15 protein-coding genes, 1 tRNA gene and 1 pseudogene are annotated in these 14,865 nt (G+C 70.3%); 10 read left to right on the forward strand and 7 right to left on the reverse strand.

Going from position 1 to position 14,865, the window contains the following annotated elements; translation table 11 throughout:
* The first annotated feature begins 14 nt into the window (after positions 1-14).
* From pheA to ACFWXC_RS30455, 3 genes are all read left to right on the forward strand, one after another.
* The gene (pheA, locus tag ACFWXC_RS30445; protein ID WP_384483481.1) at positions 15-950 is read left to right on the forward strand and encodes a prephenate dehydratase; all 936 of its coding nucleotides are present in this window, start codon (positions 15-17) and stop codon (positions 948-950) included.
* Between the two features lie 530 nt (positions 951-1,480).
* Positions 1,481-2,758 carry a serine--tRNA ligase gene (gene serS / locus ACFWXC_RS30450; protein WP_384483482.1) on the forward strand — a complete coding sequence of 426 codons (1,278 nt, stop codon included), beginning with the start codon at positions 1,481-1,483 and terminating at the stop codon, positions 2,756-2,758.
* The gene (locus ACFWXC_RS30455) at positions 2,755-3,552 is read left to right on the forward strand and encodes an HAD family hydrolase (RefSeq protein ID WP_384483483.1); all 798 of its coding nucleotides are present in this window, start codon (positions 2,755-2,757) and stop codon (positions 3,550-3,552) included. The genes serS and ACFWXC_RS30455 overlap by 4 nt, the downstream gene beginning before the upstream one ends.
* Positions 3,553-3,595: 43 nt before the next feature.
* On the opposite strand, the gene ACFWXC_RS30460 is transcribed toward ACFWXC_RS30455, so the two are convergent.
* The 6 genes from ACFWXC_RS30460 to ACFWXC_RS30485 form a co-directional block, all read right to left on the reverse strand.
* Positions 3,596-3,698: transfer RNA gene (locus ACFWXC_RS30460), tRNA-OTHER, on the reverse strand.
* A gap of 202 nt (positions 3,699-3,900) precedes the next feature.
* Complete coding sequence (locus ACFWXC_RS30465) at positions 3,901-4,122, reverse strand: hypothetical protein (RefSeq protein WP_384483484.1); 222 nt, start codon at positions 4,120-4,122, stop codon at positions 3,901-3,903.
* A gap of 79 nt (positions 4,123-4,201) precedes the next feature.
* On the reverse strand, positions 4,202-4,921 hold the full coding sequence (locus ACFWXC_RS30470) for an ABC transporter permease subunit (protein WP_384483485.1): 720 nt from the start codon (positions 4,919-4,921) through the stop codon (positions 4,202-4,204).
* 10 nt (positions 4,922-4,931) lie between these two features.
* Positions 4,932-5,843: an ABC transporter ATP-binding protein gene (locus ACFWXC_RS30475; RefSeq protein ID WP_351695749.1), complete on the reverse strand. Its 912-nt coding sequence runs from the start codon at positions 5,841-5,843 to the stop codon at positions 4,932-4,934.
* Entirely contained in the window at positions 5,840-6,748 is a 909-nt protein-coding gene (locus tag ACFWXC_RS30480) for an ABC transporter permease (RefSeq protein WP_384483486.1), read from the reverse strand. The genes ACFWXC_RS30475 and ACFWXC_RS30480 overlap by 4 nt, the downstream gene beginning before the upstream one ends.
* Complete coding sequence (locus tag ACFWXC_RS30485; protein ID WP_384483521.1) at positions 6,738-7,703, reverse strand: ABC transporter ATP-binding protein; 966 nt, start codon at positions 7,701-7,703, stop codon at positions 6,738-6,740. The genes ACFWXC_RS30480 and ACFWXC_RS30485 overlap by 11 nt, the downstream gene beginning before the upstream one ends.
* A gap of 225 nt (positions 7,704-7,928) precedes the next feature.
* On the opposite strand from ACFWXC_RS30485, the gene ACFWXC_RS30490 reads away from it, so the two are divergent.
* The 7 genes from ACFWXC_RS30490 to ACFWXC_RS30520 all read left to right on the forward strand — a co-directional run bounded on the left by ACFWXC_RS30490 (position 7,929) and on the right by ACFWXC_RS30520 (position 14,701).
* Positions 7,929-8,780, forward strand: coding sequence for a M24 family metallopeptidase (locus ACFWXC_RS30490; protein WP_384483487.1), 852 nt, complete (start codon positions 7,929-7,931; stop codon positions 8,778-8,780).
* On the forward strand, positions 8,777-10,537 hold the full coding sequence (locus ACFWXC_RS30495) for an SDR family oxidoreductase (protein WP_384483488.1): 1,761 nt from the start codon (positions 8,777-8,779) through the stop codon (positions 10,535-10,537). Before ACFWXC_RS30490 ends, ACFWXC_RS30495 begins: the two co-directional genes overlap by 4 nt.
* Entirely contained in the window at positions 10,534-11,484 is a 951-nt protein-coding gene (locus ACFWXC_RS30500) for a MerR family transcriptional regulator (RefSeq protein WP_384483489.1), read from the forward strand. Before ACFWXC_RS30495 ends, ACFWXC_RS30500 begins: the two co-directional genes overlap by 4 nt.
* 187 nt (positions 11,485-11,671) lie before the next feature.
* Complete coding sequence (locus tag ACFWXC_RS30505) at positions 11,672-12,241, forward strand: RNA 2'-phosphotransferase (protein WP_384483522.1); 570 nt, start codon at positions 11,672-11,674, stop codon at positions 12,239-12,241.
* Between the two features lie 7 nt (positions 12,242-12,248).
* Complete coding sequence (locus ACFWXC_RS30510; protein WP_384483490.1) at positions 12,249-12,725, forward strand: hypothetical protein; 477 nt, start codon at positions 12,249-12,251, stop codon at positions 12,723-12,725.
* A 42-nt stretch (positions 12,726-12,767) separates the two neighbouring features.
* Entirely contained in the window at positions 12,768-13,670 is a 903-nt protein-coding gene (locus tag ACFWXC_RS30515; RefSeq protein ID WP_384483491.1) for an LLM class flavin-dependent oxidoreductase, read from the forward strand.
* Between the two features lie 143 nt (positions 13,671-13,813).
* A complete protein-coding gene (locus ACFWXC_RS30520; RefSeq protein ID WP_384483492.1) occupies positions 13,814-14,701 on the forward strand; it encodes a Cof-type HAD-IIB family hydrolase in 888 nt (295 codons plus the stop codon).
* On the opposite strand, the pseudogene ACFWXC_RS30525 reads toward ACFWXC_RS30520, so the two are convergent.
* Positions 14,680-14,859, reverse strand: a pseudogene (locus tag ACFWXC_RS30525) (two-component system sensor kinase); the annotation flags it as partial. The gene ACFWXC_RS30520 and the pseudogene ACFWXC_RS30525 overlap by 22 nt on opposite strands.
* Between the last annotated feature and the right edge of the window lie 6 nt (positions 14,860-14,865).

Raw genomic sequence — 14,865 nt, forward strand, 5'->3', positions numbered from 1 at the left:
TTAGGGTGAGGGACATGCCAGCGAGCTATGCGTATCTCGGTCCCGAAGGCACCTTCACCGAAGTCGCCCTGCGCACGCTTCCGGAGGCGGCCACCCGGGAGCTGATCCCGTACGTCTCCGTGCAGTCCGCCCTGGACGCGGTACGGGGCGGCGAGGCCGAGGCCGCGTTCGTGCCGATCGAGAACTCCGTCGAGGGCGGGGTCACCACGACCCTGGACGAACTGGTCGCGGGCGCGCCGCTGACGATCTACCGCGAGGTGCTGCTGTCGATCACCTTCGCGCTGCTGGTCCGCCCGGGCACCAAGCTCTCCGAGATCAAGACGGTGACCGCGCATCCGGTCGCCCAGCCGCAGGTCCGCAACTGGCTGCGGGCCCACCTCCCCAACGCCGTCTGGGAGTCCGCCGCCTCGAACGCGGACGGCGCCCGGCTGGTGCAGGAGGGCCGCTACGACGCCGCGTTCGCCGGTGAGTTCGCGGCCGAGCGGTACGGCCTGGAGGCCCTGGAGACCGAGATCCACGACGCGAAGAACGCGCAGACCCGGTTCGTCCTGGTCGGCCGTCCGGCCCGGCCCGCGGCCCCGACCGGCGCGGACAAGACCTCGGTCGTGCTCTGGCAGAACGACGACCACCCCGGCGGGCTGCGCGATCTGCTCGGTGAGTTCGCCACCCGGGGCATCAACCTGATGCTGCTGCAGTCCCGGCCCACCGGCGCCGGCATCGGCAACTACTGCTTCTGCATCGACGCCGAGGGGCACATCTCCGACCGCCGGGTGGCGGAGGCCCTGATGGGGCTGAAGCGGATCTGCCGCCAGGTGCGGTTCCTCGGCTCGTACCCGCGTGCGGACATCAAGCCGGGCGAGACCGCGGGACCGACGCGGCCGGGGACGTCGGACGAGGAGTTCATGGCGGCCTCGGACTGGGTGGCGCGCTGCCAGGACGGCCGTTTCTAACCGGCCATACGTTCATATCTTCGTTATCCACAGAAGTTATCCACAGGTCCTCAACTCGACCTGGGGACAAGTCGACAGCGACACCTGACTCTGTCGACAAATCGGCCTACAGTCCACAGGAGGGCCGGTGATCACCCACGTCACCCTTCGTCCACTCGTTTCCCATGGTTCATCTTTTGGAGCGACTCCTTTCCACTCGAAAGTGGGTGTTGTCCAGGTTTGGGCGGGGAATTCCTCTCTTCGGGCGCCAGCTTCGAAGTGATCAATTCCGAAGTCCACAACCCATCCACACAGCCTGTGGATAACTCTCGGGAGGGCGTGGATCCCTGTGGACAACCGGGCCTCCAAGTCCCGCTCCCCACAAGGGAATCCAGTCAACCGCAGGCCTCGCGCATGCCCCGTCTCGGGGAGTGAGACACTTTTTATTGACACGCTCGGCAATTCCCCCATAACCGAACGTAAGCCGCGATTCGGAACACGGGTCAATAGTGATTCGTGGGGGGCAACCCCACACCGGTAGCCTTGGCTCCGTGATTGACCTACGCCTGCTCCGTGAGGACCCCGACCGTGTGCGCGCGTCCCAGCGCGCCCGTGGAGAGGACGTCGCGCTCGTCGACGCCCTCCTCTCCGCCGACGAGCGGCGCAGGTCCTCCGGCGTCCGCTTCGACGAGCTGCGCAACGAGCAGAAGTCGCTCGGCAAGCTCATCCCCAAGGCCGCCGGTGACGAGAAGGCCGAGCTGCTGAAGAAGGCCGGCCAGCTCGCCGCCGACGTGAAGACCGCCGACGCCGAGCGTGACGCCGCCGCCGCCGAGACCCACGAGCTGCTGCTCAGGCTCGGCAACCTCGTCCACCCCGACGTGCCCGTCGGCGGCGAGGAGGACTTCGTCACCCTGGAGACGCACGGCGCGATCCGCGACTTCGGCGCCGAGGGATTCGAGCCCAAGGACCACCTGGAGCTGGGCCAGCTGCTCGGCGCGATCGACGTCGAGCGCGGCGCCAAGGTCTCCGGCTCCCGCTTCTACTTCCTGACCGGTGTCGGCGCCCTCCTGGAGCTGGCGCTGGTCAACGCGGCGATCGCGCAGGCCACCGAGGCCGGCTTCACGCCGATGCTGACCCCGGCGCTGGTCCGGCCGCAGTCCATGGCGGGCACCGGCTTCCTCGGCCAGGCGGCCCAGGACGTCTACCACCTCGACAAGGACGACCTCTACCTGGTCGGCACGTCCGAGGTGCCCCTCGCCGCGTACCACATGGACGAGATCATCGACGCCGAGCGGCTCCCGCTGCGCTACGCCGGCTTCTCGCCCTGCTTCCGCCGCGAGGCCGGTTCGCACGGCAAGGACACCAAGGGCATCTTCCGCGTCCACCAGTTCGACAAGGTCGAGATGTTCTCCTACGTCGCCCCCGAGGACTCGGAGGCGGAGCACCAGCGTCTGCTGGCCTGGGAGAAGCAGTGGCTGACCTCGCTGGAGCTGCCGTACCGCGTGATCGACGTCGCCACCGGTGACCTCGGTTCCTCCGCCGCCCGCAAGTTCGACTGCGAGGCGTGGATCCCGACGCAGGGCAAGTACCGCGAGCTGACGTCGACGTCGGACTGCACCGAGTTCCAGTCCCGCCGGCTGTCGATCCGGGTCCGCGACGGCAAGCAGGTCAAGCCGCTGGCCACGCTGAACGGCACGCTGTGCGCCGTACCGCGCACGATCGTGGCGATCCTGGAGAACCACCAGCTGGCCGACGGTTCGGTCCGGGTCCCCGAGGTGCTGCGCCCGTACCTGGGCGGCCGAGAGGTCCTGGAGCCGGTGTCCCGGTGAGCTTCCCGTACGGGCTGATCGCCACCGACCTCGACGGAACGCTGCTCGGCCCCGACGAATCGATCTCGCAGCGCACCCGTGACGCGCTCGCCGCGGCCACCGCGGCGGGCGCCGCGCACATCGTCGTCACCGGCCGTGCCGTCCCCTGGACCCGGCCCATCCTCGACGACCTCGGCTACCACGGCCTCGCCGTGTGCGGCCAGGGGGCGCAGGTGTACGACGCCGGGTCGCACCGCCTGCTGACGTCCGTGACGCTGGACCGCCAGCTGGCCGGGGTCGCCCTGGCGAAGATCGAGGCGGAGGTGGGCCCGCTGTACCTCGCCGCGAGCCGCGACGGCCTCGACGGCGAGGTTCTGGTGGGGCCGGGGTACGCGGTGACGGGCAAGCTCCCGTCGACGCCGTTCACGGACGCGGCGGATCTCTGGGCGGCGCCGCTGAACAAGATCTACATCCAACACCCCGAGCTCTCCGACGACGAGCTGGCCGAGGTGGCACGTCATACGGCAGGCGGCTTCGTCACCGTCGCCATGGCGGGCGAGGGAATCGTGGAGCTTCTGCCGCTGGGGCTGTCGAAGGCGACGGGCCTGTCGCTGGCCGCGCGCCGGTTGGGCCTGAAGGCCGCCGACACGATCGCCTTCGGTGACATGCCCAACGACATCCCGATGTTCGCCTGGGCGGCCCGGGGTGTGGCCATGGCCAACGCGCACGACGAGCTGAAGGCCGTGGCGGACGAGGTGACCTCCTCCAACGAGGAGGACGGGATCGCGGTGGTGCTGGAGCGCCTGCTGGGCTGAGGCGCCTTCACGGTGTTGCGGCTGAGATGCCTTCACAGCATTGCGGAGGATGCACGGATCGAACGTGCGCGGGCTTTCGCCCGACCACGGCTTGCTCTTGAGGAAACACAGCGCAAGCCAGTGCCTTACCACTCGGCCAATCCTCCGGGTGGGCGGCCCACGCGAGAGCGACATCGCGTGCTCGAAGCGGCCGCCCCGGGCAGCTACATCGCGATCCGCCGCGAGCTGCCCTGAAGGGAGCGGGACGTACTGTCGTGCATGGACATCGTCCGGCTCCTCTCCCGGTTCGGGGGCTGACACAACAACTGTGCCTGTCGGCCGAGTTGGAAGCCACCGAATTAAAGGCACCTAGCGACGCCACCACCTGCGCCGCGCCTTGCTGAAGAACCAGCCGGCGGGCGGCTCGTCCGACCGCCACGGCTGAGGCTCCGGCGACTGCGCCCGCCACTTCGCCGCCAGCATCCGCGCCCGCGCGGACGGCTCCGAAGTCCCCGCGGACCGTATGAAGTTCTCGTCCAGGACAAGCCCGTCAAGCCCGTCCCAGTCCCCGTCTCCGAAACCCTCAGCCATCCCGCGCCTCCTACGCAGTACACCCGCTTTGTCCAGTGTGCCTGGACAGAGGTGAAGCCCCCGTCAATAAGCCGGGCGTCTACTCCTCGCCCGCCAGCGTCAGCGAGCGCAGCTTCTGGCCGGCGTACCAGGTCGCCAGGACCGTCACCGCGATCAGCAGCACCGTGGCCGTCGCCAGGGACACGTCCGACGTGACCAGCTCGCCGCCCGTCACCTTGTGGGCGACCGCCAGGGACCACTGCTGGACGCTGAGCGTGCGCGCGCCGGGGACGAGAGAGCCGAACAGGGCCTCCCAGACCAGGGCGTAGACGAGGCCGAAGACCACCGCGTGCCGGGACACCGTGCCCAGCAGCAGGAAGAGCGCCGCGTAGGCGATCGACGCGACCAGCGCGGCCACCGTGTAGGCGACGGCGATCTGCTGGCCGTTGCCGTTGAGGATGAAGCCCGCGATCAGCGTCGGCAGGGCCGAGAACACCATCGTCACGGCGATCGCCACGATCAGCTTGGTGAGGATGATCGTGGGCCGTTTGATCGGCTTGGACAGCAGGTACACCACCGAGCCGTCGTCGATCTCCGGGCCGATCGCCCCCGTGCCGGCGATGACGCCGATGATCGGCACCATGGTCGCGAGCCCGAGGCCGCCGAGCAGGTCGGAGGCGGTCTGGTCGTCGGCACCGGCGAGGCCGCGGACGACGACGGAGATCGCGATGAGCAGCAGGGGCAGCGCCCCCAGGATGAGGGCCCGGCGGCGGCCGAGCAGGGCTCGATAAGTGAGCCGGGCGACTGTGGGGTCGTACATCTTCGGCCTCCTACGCCGCGACCAGATACGAGAACACGGATTCGAGGGACTCGTCGGACGGCGAGACCGTGAGCAGCCGGATGCCGTGGTCGCGGGCGACCCTCGGCAGCAGGGCGGTGAAACGGCCGAAGTCGACGGCCTGGATGCGCAACGCGCCCTCGGTGAGGTCGACTTCGATGCCCGAGGTCGACGGGTCGGCGATCAGCGCGGCCGCGAGGGCCCGGTCGTCACTGGAGCGGACCAGGTAGCGGTGCGGACGGTCGGTCATCAGACGGCGGATCTTGCGGAAGTCGCCGCTGGCCGCGTGCCGTCCGGCGACCACCACTTCGATGTGCCAGGCGAGCTGCTCGACCTCTTCGAGGATGTGCGAGGAGAACAGCACGGTGCGGCCCTCGTCGCCCATCTTCCGCAGCAGGTCCATCAACTGCATCCGCTGGCGCGGGTCCATGCCGTTGAAGGGCTCGTCGAGCAGGAGCAGCGAAGGGTCGTGGACCAGGGCGGACGCCATCTTCACGCGCTGGCGCATGCCCTTGGAGTACGTCGAGATCTTGCGGTCCTGCGCGTACTCCATCTCGACCGTCGCGAGGGCCTTCTGGGCGGCCTTGGCGCCGAGGCCGTGCAACTCGGCGTTGGCGACGACGAATTCGCGGCCGGTGAGGAAGTCGTACATCGCCTCGCGCTCGGGGACGATGCCGATGTGCTTGTAGATGGCCTCGTTGCGCCAGGTCGGCTGCCCGTCGAGGGTGACCGTGCCGGTGGAGGGGGCGAGGAAGCCGCCCATCATGTTGATGAGGGTGGACTTTCCGGCGCCGTTGGGGCCGAGCAGGCCGGTGACGCCGGGGCCGATGGTCATGGTGATGTCGTTGACGGCGACCACGTTGCCGAACCAGCGGGAGACGTGGTCGATGGAGAGCGTGGTCACAGTCCCACCTTCTTGTAGCGGCGCAGCAGCAGGCCGTAGCAGGCGGCGATGAGGCCGACGATGACGAGCAGGTACACCACGCCCTGGGCGTGCGAGGGCCCGTCGCCGCCGGGGAAGGTGTTGGTGCCGCCGAGCAGGGCGGTGCTCAGGCCGCCGACCAGGGTGACCGGCGAGAACAGGCCGATCCATGGGATGGCGCTGGTGCTGCCCTGGGAGTCGGCGATGGCCTGGAGGGTGGAGACCGCGCCGTAGGAGATGGTCAGGACGGCGATCACGGCGGCGATGCCGAAGCCGCGGCGCGGCGTGACCGACGCGATGACCAGGCCGATACCGGCGAAGAGGAGGGACAGCAGGGCCACCGAGACCAGTCCCTGGCCGAACCCCTTGCTCTGGTGGGCGAAGTCCATCTTGGAGAGCAGGGCGCCCGCGTACAGCACGACCAGCGGGGCGCCGGTGAGGATGAACAGCGCCGAGGCCAGCGCCGCGAACTTGGCCTGGACGTAGTCGGCGGTCTCGATGGGCCGCGAGAAGTACAGCGGGATGGTCTTGAAGCGCAGGTCGCGGGAGACCGCCTGGGGTGCCTGCGAGGCGACGTACAGGCTGATCACGGCCTGCATGATGATCGCGTACCGCGTGTAGGACACCGGCAGGTCGTGCGCCTTGGTGGCGACGGCGACGGCGACCATGATGGCCGCCGGCACGCACATCACCGCGAACAGCAGCATCGGCAGCACCTTGGACTTCACCGAGCGGCCGAGGCCGTAGGAGCCGCGCAGGGTCTGCGAGTAGAGGGACAGACGGGCGTAGGCGCGGCCGAGGCGCGGGCCGTCATAGCCGCGGTAGCCGATGTCGTGGATTCGGGACTGGTCACCCGCGGGGGTGGCCAGGGGCTGCTCAACCGCCATGGACGGCCGCCTCCTTCGGCTGCTCGTCACTGCTGGTGAAGACCTCGGAGATGTGGTGCCGGCGCTGTTCCATGCGCACCAGGCCGAGGCCGAGGTCGGCGACGACGTCGCGGACCAGGTCGTACGTCTCCTCGCCCTGGGCGGTGAGCAGCAGGATGTGGCCGGCGCCGGGGAGGCCGCCGCCCTCGGCGTTCGTCTCCACCCCGCGCGCGTGGAGCGCGTCGCGCACCGCGCGGGTGCCGTCGGGGTGCTCGTCGCTGTCGGTGACCTCGATCGCGAGGGTGGTCGTGCTCTGCGTGAAGTCGGTGGTGGAGCTGGACCGCAGCAGCTTGCCGCCGTCGACGACGACCACGTGGTCACAGGTCCGCTCCAGCTCGCCGAGCAGGTGCGAGGTGACCAGGACTGAGATGCCGAAGTCGGTGTGGATGCGGCGGATCAGGCCGAGCATCTCGTCGCGGCCGACCGGGTCGAGGCCGTTGGTCGGCTCGTCCAGGAAGACCAGCTGCGGGTCGTGGACCAGCGCTTGGGCGAGTTTCACGCGCTGCTTCATGCCGGTCGAGTAGCCGCCGATGGGGCGGTACCGCTCCTCGTAGAGCCCGACATGGCGCAGGGTGTCGGCGGTGCGCTCGCGCGCGGAGGCGGGCGGCAGGCCGGACATGCGGGCCATGTGCACGACGAACTCGGTGGCCGAGACGTCGGGCGGCAGGCAGTCGTGCTCCGGCATATAACCCACCCGCTCGCGGATGGCGGCACCCTTGGTCGCCACGTCGAGGCCGAGCACCTCGGCTCGGCCCTCGCTCGCGGGGGACAGACCCAGCAGGATCTTGATCAGGGTGGACTTGCCGGCGCCGTTGGCTCCGACGAGTCCGGTCACACCGGGTCCGATGTCCACGGACAGCCGGTCGAGCGCGGTCACCCGGGGGAACCGCTTGCTCAGGCTTTCGGTCGCGATCACAGTCACGCCATCGAAGGTAGTGATGTGGACCACGGAGGTCGTCAGACCCGAGAGCCGTCTTCGCATCACTCTCGAGTATTACGGGACCCTAGGGGATCCCCTGCCTGAGAGCTACGCAGAGTTATCCACAGGCCTTGCACCACCTATTGACGTCGCCTCTAACAACTGTCACATTCGCCAGTGTCAAGTTACGGACACGTACCGCAGTCGATGGGGACGGGGCGGATGACGACGACAGTGCAGGACGTACTCTCCGAACGCGCCACGGAGCTCCAGGGTTTCCGGCGGGTGCAGCGACTCGCGTACGAATGCGCGGAGGCGGTCGCGGCCCGGCTGGAGCCCGGCGTCACCGAGCGCGAGGCGGCCCGGATGCAGCGCGAGTGGCTCCGCGCCCGTGGCGTACGGGACTGGTTCCACCTCCCCTTCGCCTGGTTCGGCGACCGCACCGCCTTCACGGACTTCCGCATACCGCTGCAGTTCTTCCCGACCGACCGCCGGCTGGCCCCCGGGATGCCGTTCATCCTGGACCTGGCCCCGGTGTACGAGGGCTGTACGGCCGACATCGGCTACTCGGGCTCCCTCGGGATCAACCCCGTGCAGGACCGCCTCATGGCCGACCTGGAGGCACACCGGGAGCTGATCCTGCGCGAGGTGCGCGAGCGGCGCCCGCTGCGCGAGATCTACGAGGACGTGGACCGCCTCATGGTCCGCCAGGGCTACGCCAACCGGCACCGCGCGTACCCGTTCGGCGTGATCGCCCACAAGGTGGACCGGGTGAAACAGCGCCGCTGGGCACCTCACCTCTTCGGGTTCGGCACCCAGTCCCTGAAGGGCCTCGCCGCCGACGCCCTGCACGGCCACCGCGAGGGCTGGTCACCCCTGTGGTCGCCGTACCGCTTCTCCGACCACCCGCCCCAGCCGGGCCTGTGGGCGGTCGAACCGCACCTCGGCTTCCGCGGCACAGGAGCCAAGTTCGAGGAGATCCTCGTGGTCACCGACTCCCGGGACCCCGAGCAGGGCGCCTTCTGGCTGGACGACGATCTGCCGCACGTGCGGCGCTGGGCGGAGGACAAGTGACGGCACTGAAGGGCGCACGCGAGCGCCGGGTGCACACCGGCGGCATCGAACTGTGCGTGGCGGAGCTGGGCGACCCCGCACAGCCGACGGTCGTCCTCGTCCACGGCTACCCGGACAGCAAGGAGGTCTGGTCCGAGGTCGCGCCCCGCCTGGCCGAGCGCTTCCACGTGGTGCTCTACGACGTCCGGGGCCACGGCCGCTCGACCGCACCGCAACCACTGCGCGGCGGCTTCACGCTGGCCAAGCTGACCGACGACTTCCTCGCGGTGATCGACGCGGTGAGCCCGGACCGCCCGGTGCACCTCGTCGGCCACGACTGGGGCTCGGTGCAGTCCTGGGAGTTCGTCACCGTGGGGCGCACGGAGGGCCGTATCGCCTCCTTCACCTCGATGTCCGGGCCGTCCCTCGACCACTTCGGGCACTGGATCAACGCACGCGTGAAGCGCCCGACACCCCGCCGGGTGGGACAGCTCCTCGGCCAGGGCGCCAAGTCCTGGTACGTGTACCTGCTGCACACCCCCGTCGTCCCCGAACTGGCCTGGCGCGGCCCGCTCGGCAAGGCCTGGCCGGGCATCCTCCGACGGGCCGAGAAACTCCCCGCCGGGGACTACCCCACCGGCTCCCTCCGCTCCGACGCGGCACACGGCGCTTGGCTGTACCGCGACAACGTACGGCCCCGGCTGCGCCGCCCGCGCGAGGACGCGTACGCGCACGCGCCCGTGCAGCTCATCACGCCCCTGGGCGACGCGTTCCTGTCCGCGCGGCTGTACGACGACCTGGAGCGCTGGGCACCCCAGCTGACCCGCCGCACCCTGCCCGACAAGCACTGGGTCCCACGTACCCGGCCGGACCAGGTGGCGGCCTGGATCGAGGAGTTCGTGATCTCCGTCGAGGACGGCCGGGGCACCGAGCCGAAGCGTGCGGACCGCCATGCCCAGCGGTTCGGCGGCCAGTTGGTGCTGGTCACCGGCGCGGGCAGCGGCATCGGCCGGGCCACCGCCTTCGCGTTCGCGGAGGCGGGCGCGCGCGTGGTGGCCGTGGACCGGGACGCGGAGGCCGCCGCCCGCACCGCCGAGCTGTCCCGGCTGATCGGCGCGGCGGACGCGTGGGCCGAGACGGCCGACGTCTCCGACGAGCAGGCCATGGAGAAGCTCGCCGAGCGGGTCCACCGCGAGCACGGGGTCCTGGACGTCCTGGTCAACAACGCCGGCATCGGCCTCTCCGGCTCGTTCCTCACGACGACCACGGAGGACTGGCGCAAGGTCCTGGACGTCAACCTCTGGGGCGTGATCCACGGCTGCCGCCTGTTCGGCGCGCGGATGGCGGACCGCGGCCAGGGCGGCCACATCGTGAACGTCGCCTCGGCGGCCGCCTTCCAGCCGTCACGGGCATTGCCGGCCTACAGCACCTCCAAGGCGGCGGTCCTGATGCTGTCCGAGTGCCTGCGCGCCGAACTCGCCGCTCAGCGCATCGGCGTGACCGCGATCTGCCCCGGCATCGTCAACACCAACATCACGTCGACCGCCCGCTTCACAGGCGTCGACGAGGAGGAGCAACGGAGGCGGCAGAAGCGCTCGGCCCGCCTGTACGGCATGCGGAACTACCCGCCGGAGAAGGTGGCTTCGGCGATTCTGGAGGCGGTGGAGGCCAACAGGGCGGTGGTACCGGTGACACCTGAGGCGCGGGGGTTGCGGATGCTGTCGCGGGTGGCGCCGGGGGTGCTGCGGAGAATCGCGAGGACGGAGCCGAGGCTGTGACGGCCGACCCCCCGCCGCACAGGACGTACCGCATCGAAGACCTGGCCCACCACTCCCGGACCAGCGTCCGCACCATCCGCGCCTACCAGGACAAAGGCCTGCTGCCCCGCCCGGAGCGCCAGGGCCGCGCCAACCTCTACTCCGACACCCATCTCACCCGCCTCCACCAGATAGCCGACCTCCTCGCCCGCGGTTACACCCTCGCCTCCATCAGGGAACTCCTCGACGCGTGGGACACCGGCCGCGGCCTGGCCGGCGTCCTCGGCCTCGTCACGGAGGCCGAGGGCCCCTGGACCGACGAGGAACCGGCCCGTCTCTCCCGCGCCGACCTGGACGCCCGCTTCGGCGGCACCCCCGACGACACGGCCGTGGCCGAGGCCGTGGCGCTCGGCGTCCTGGAACCGGTGTCGGGCGACCCCGACTCCTTCCTGGTCCCGAGTCCCCAAGAGCTGGCCGTGGCCGCCGAGTTGCACGCGGCCGGGGTACCGCTCACCGCGATCTCGGACCACCTGCGGGAGTTGAGGACTCAGGTCGAGCACATCGCAGCCCGCTTCCTCGAGTTCACCACCGAGCACGTCTTCGCCCGCTACCTCGACGATCCGCACCACCGCACCGACGCGAAAGCCGCCGAGGCGGCCTCCCTGGTACGGCGCCTGCGCCCGCTCGCCCAGCAGACGGTGGACGCCGAACTGGCCCGGGCCATGCGCCTGTTCGCCACCCGCGAGGTGCGCCGGCGACTTGGTACCGGGGAGCAGCCGAAGTCCCGGGAGGAGACGCGTACCGTGTCTCTCCCCGTCGACACGATTCAGGCCGTACGGCGTCTGGTTGGCCCGGACCACGTCGCCGAGTTCATCGCCCTGGCCGCCGAACGGGAGGCGCGGGCACGCCACTTGGACGCACTGACCGCACATCACATCCCTGTTAACGATCTTGACGAAACATCCTGAATCGCCCAGCAGTTGTCCACAGCGCAGCCAATTCACCTGTGGATAACCGCACTTGCTTGTGGATCAAACCTGCGGCAAAAAATATCTGCGTGATCCGCGTCTCTCCCGGCACGCTGGTGGTGTGAACGACAAGAAGAGCCACAGAAGGAACGACGAAACGAACGACGGACGGGACGACAAGCCGGATATCGGACAGAACGACAAGGTGCGGGACGATCGGCGTACCGTGAAGGTGTCGAAGTACCTCTCGAAGCACCTGCGCCACCAGCCGGAACGCATCGGCCTCACGCTCGACGAAGCCGGCTGGGTGGAGATCGACACGCTGCTGGCAGCGGCAGCGGCACACGGCTTCCCGGTCACCCGCGAGGAACTCGACCACGTCGTCGCCGCCAACGACAAGCAGCGCTTCGCGATCGAAGGCGCCCGGATCCGCGCCAGCCAGGGTCACAGCGTCGACGTCGAACTCGGACTGCCCCCGGCGACCCCGCCGCCGTACCTCTACCACGGGACCGTGGCCCGGTACCTGGACGCCATCCGGACCACGGGTCTGCGCCCGATGAGCAGGCACGACGTGCATCTGTCGGCCGACCGTGAGACCGCGACCCGGGTCGGTGCCCGGCGCGGGCGCCCGGTCGTGCTGTCGGTGGACGCGGGCGCGATGCACCGGGCCGGCCATGTCTTCCACGTCAGCGCGAACGGGGTGTGGCTGACGAAAGCCGTACCGGCGCAGTACCTGCGCTTCCCCGACCCGCACTGACCCCTGCATGATGACTGGTATGGACCAAAGCGCACGCAGGGACCACCTCCCCACGACGGAGGCGGCCGTGACCGCTCTTCGCGCGATCGCCGCCGAGTGCGGCCGCGAGATCGAGGTGACGCACGACATCGGCGCGGACCAGACCTCCCGGCGCAGCGCGGCGGGGTTCGGTGTCACCGCGGACCCGGACGGTTCGCTGCCGCACGAGGCATACGCCGAGTTCGGCGGGGTGCCCCGGGTCAGCGTGCGGCTCTACCCGGACGACGACGCGCTGATCACGGTGGAGGGCGTCGAGTTCCACGACCTCCCGCGCGACGACGTGCCGGCCTTCCTCCGCGCCGTCTTCGGCGGGCTGGCCCATGTCCGCGCCCGCCGTTTCCCACCGACGGCCTCGCTGGTCGTACCGCTGCCCGGGGACCGTACGTACAAGGAGTACCTGCCCGCGAGCTTCCTCACGCCGTGGCTGAGCGGCCGCATACGGTGACCGTTTCGTCCGTTGCCGGTGGGGCCCTTTAGTCTCGGGCGCATGAGTCTGCGTCTGAGCACCGTGATCCTGCCGTACCGCCGCTGGAGCGAGGGCGGCCGTGCCGCGTGGACGCGGGCCGAGGAACTGGGCTTCCACACCGCGTACACCTACGACCACCTGTCCTGGCGCAGTTTCCGGGACGGCCCGTGGTTCGGTGCGATCCCGACGCTGACCGCCGCCGCGTCCGTCACCGACCGGCTGCGTCTGGGCACGCTGGTCACCTCGCCGAACTTCCGGCATCCGGTGACGCTCGCCAAGGAGCTGATCTCGCTCGACGACATCTCCGGCGGCCGGGTGACGCTCGGTATCGGCGCCGGCGGCACCGGCTTCGACGCCACCGCGCTGGGCCAGGAGCCGTGGACCGCGCGCGAGCGCGCCGACCGGTTCGCCGAGTTCGTGCCGCTGCTCGACCGGCTGCTCACCGAGGACTCCGTGACGTCCGAGGGCTCGTTCTACTCGGCCCACGAGGCGCGCAACATCCCGGGCTGTGTGCAGCGGCCCCGGCTGCCCTTCGCGGTCGCGGCCACCGGCCCGCGCGGGCTGAAGCTCGCCGCGCGGCACGGACAGGCGTGGGTGACCACCGGCGACCCGAAGCTGTACGAGAACGGCACGCCCGAGCAGTCCGTCGAGGCGCTGCGCGGTCAGACGGCGAAGCTCGGCGAGGCCTGCGCGGCGGTCGGCCGGGACGCGTCGGAGCTGGAGAAGGTCCTGCTCACCGGGTTCACCCCGGACCGTGCCCGGCCACTGGAGTCCCTGGACGCCTTCGTGGACTTCGCGGGCCGTCACCAGGAGCTGGGCTTCACCGAGCTGGTGATCCACTGGCCCATCCCCGACTCGGACTTCGCGGCCGAGGAGAAGGTCTTCGAGCGGATCGCCATGGAGGCCCCGGCCCAGCTGGCCTGAGGCCGACGGGCGGGGCCGAGGAGGCTGGGCCGAGGAGGCTGGGCCGAGGAGGCTGGGCCGAGCAGGGTGGGCAGGGCCCGGGAGATGCTTCGGGAGTCGTCTGTGTCTCATCTGTGCGGAGCACCGCACTGGCGTGCGGGCATATGCGCGAGAATGGCGCGGTGACCTCAGCGACCCGACAGCCCGAGACCTCCGCCTTCGCGACTCCTCCCCGGCTGATCGCCACCGATCTCGACGGCACCCTGCTGCGCGACGACAAGTCGGTCTCCCCGAGGACGGTCGCCGCGCTGGCCGCCGCCGAGGAGGCGGGCATCGCGGTCTTCTTCGTCACCGGCCGCCCGGCCCGCTGGATGGACGTCGTCAGCGACCACGTCCACGGCCACGGCCTGGCGATCTGCGGCAACGGCGCCGCCGTGGTCGACCTGCACGGCGGCCCCGGCGCCCACCGCTTCGTGAAGGTGCGTGAACTGGCCAGGGAGAACGCGCTGGACGCGGTACGGCTGCTGCGCGACGCCGCGCCCGGCACGGTGTACGCGGTCGAGCAGACGTACGGCTTCCACCAGGAGCCGGCCTATCCCAAGCTGCACCTGGAGACACCGGACCATCTGCTGGCCGCCGAGGAGATCCTCGCGGCCGACGGTCCGAGCGCCGGCGAGCCCGTGATCAAGATCCTCGCCTACCACCCCGACCTCGACCCCGACGCGTTCCTCGCCCTCGCCCGCCTCGCCGTCGGTGAGCGCGCCAACGTCACCCGGTCCAGTCCCAGCGCCCTGCTGGAGATCAGCGGCCCGGGGGTCTCCAAGGCCAGCACGCTGGCCCTGGAGTGTGCCGAGCGTGGCATCTCGCACGAGGAGGTCGTGGCCTTCGGCGACATGCCCAACGACGTCGAGATGCTGACCTGGGCCGGACAGTCGTACGCGATGGGCAACGCCCACCCCGACGTGATCGCCGCCGCCTCCGGCCGCACGGTCGCCAACAACGAGGACGGCGTGGCGGTCGTGATCGAACAGCTGCTGGCCGCGCGCATCTGAAGCCGCCGGTTCCGGAGCCTGCTGGGGCGGCCGTCCTCGGGGATGCCGGCCCCGTCGTCGGCGACCGTCAGCCGGACGCCCCGCCGGCCGGCGGGCAGCGTCTCCGTGGCATCGGCGACGACCTCGATCCGGGAGGCACCGGCGTGCTCCCAGGCGCTCCACTC

It is taken from the genome of Streptomyces sp. NPDC058683, assembly GCF_042716195.1.
Classification (GTDB): Bacteria; Actinomycetota; Actinomycetes; order Streptomycetales; family Streptomycetaceae; genus Streptomyces.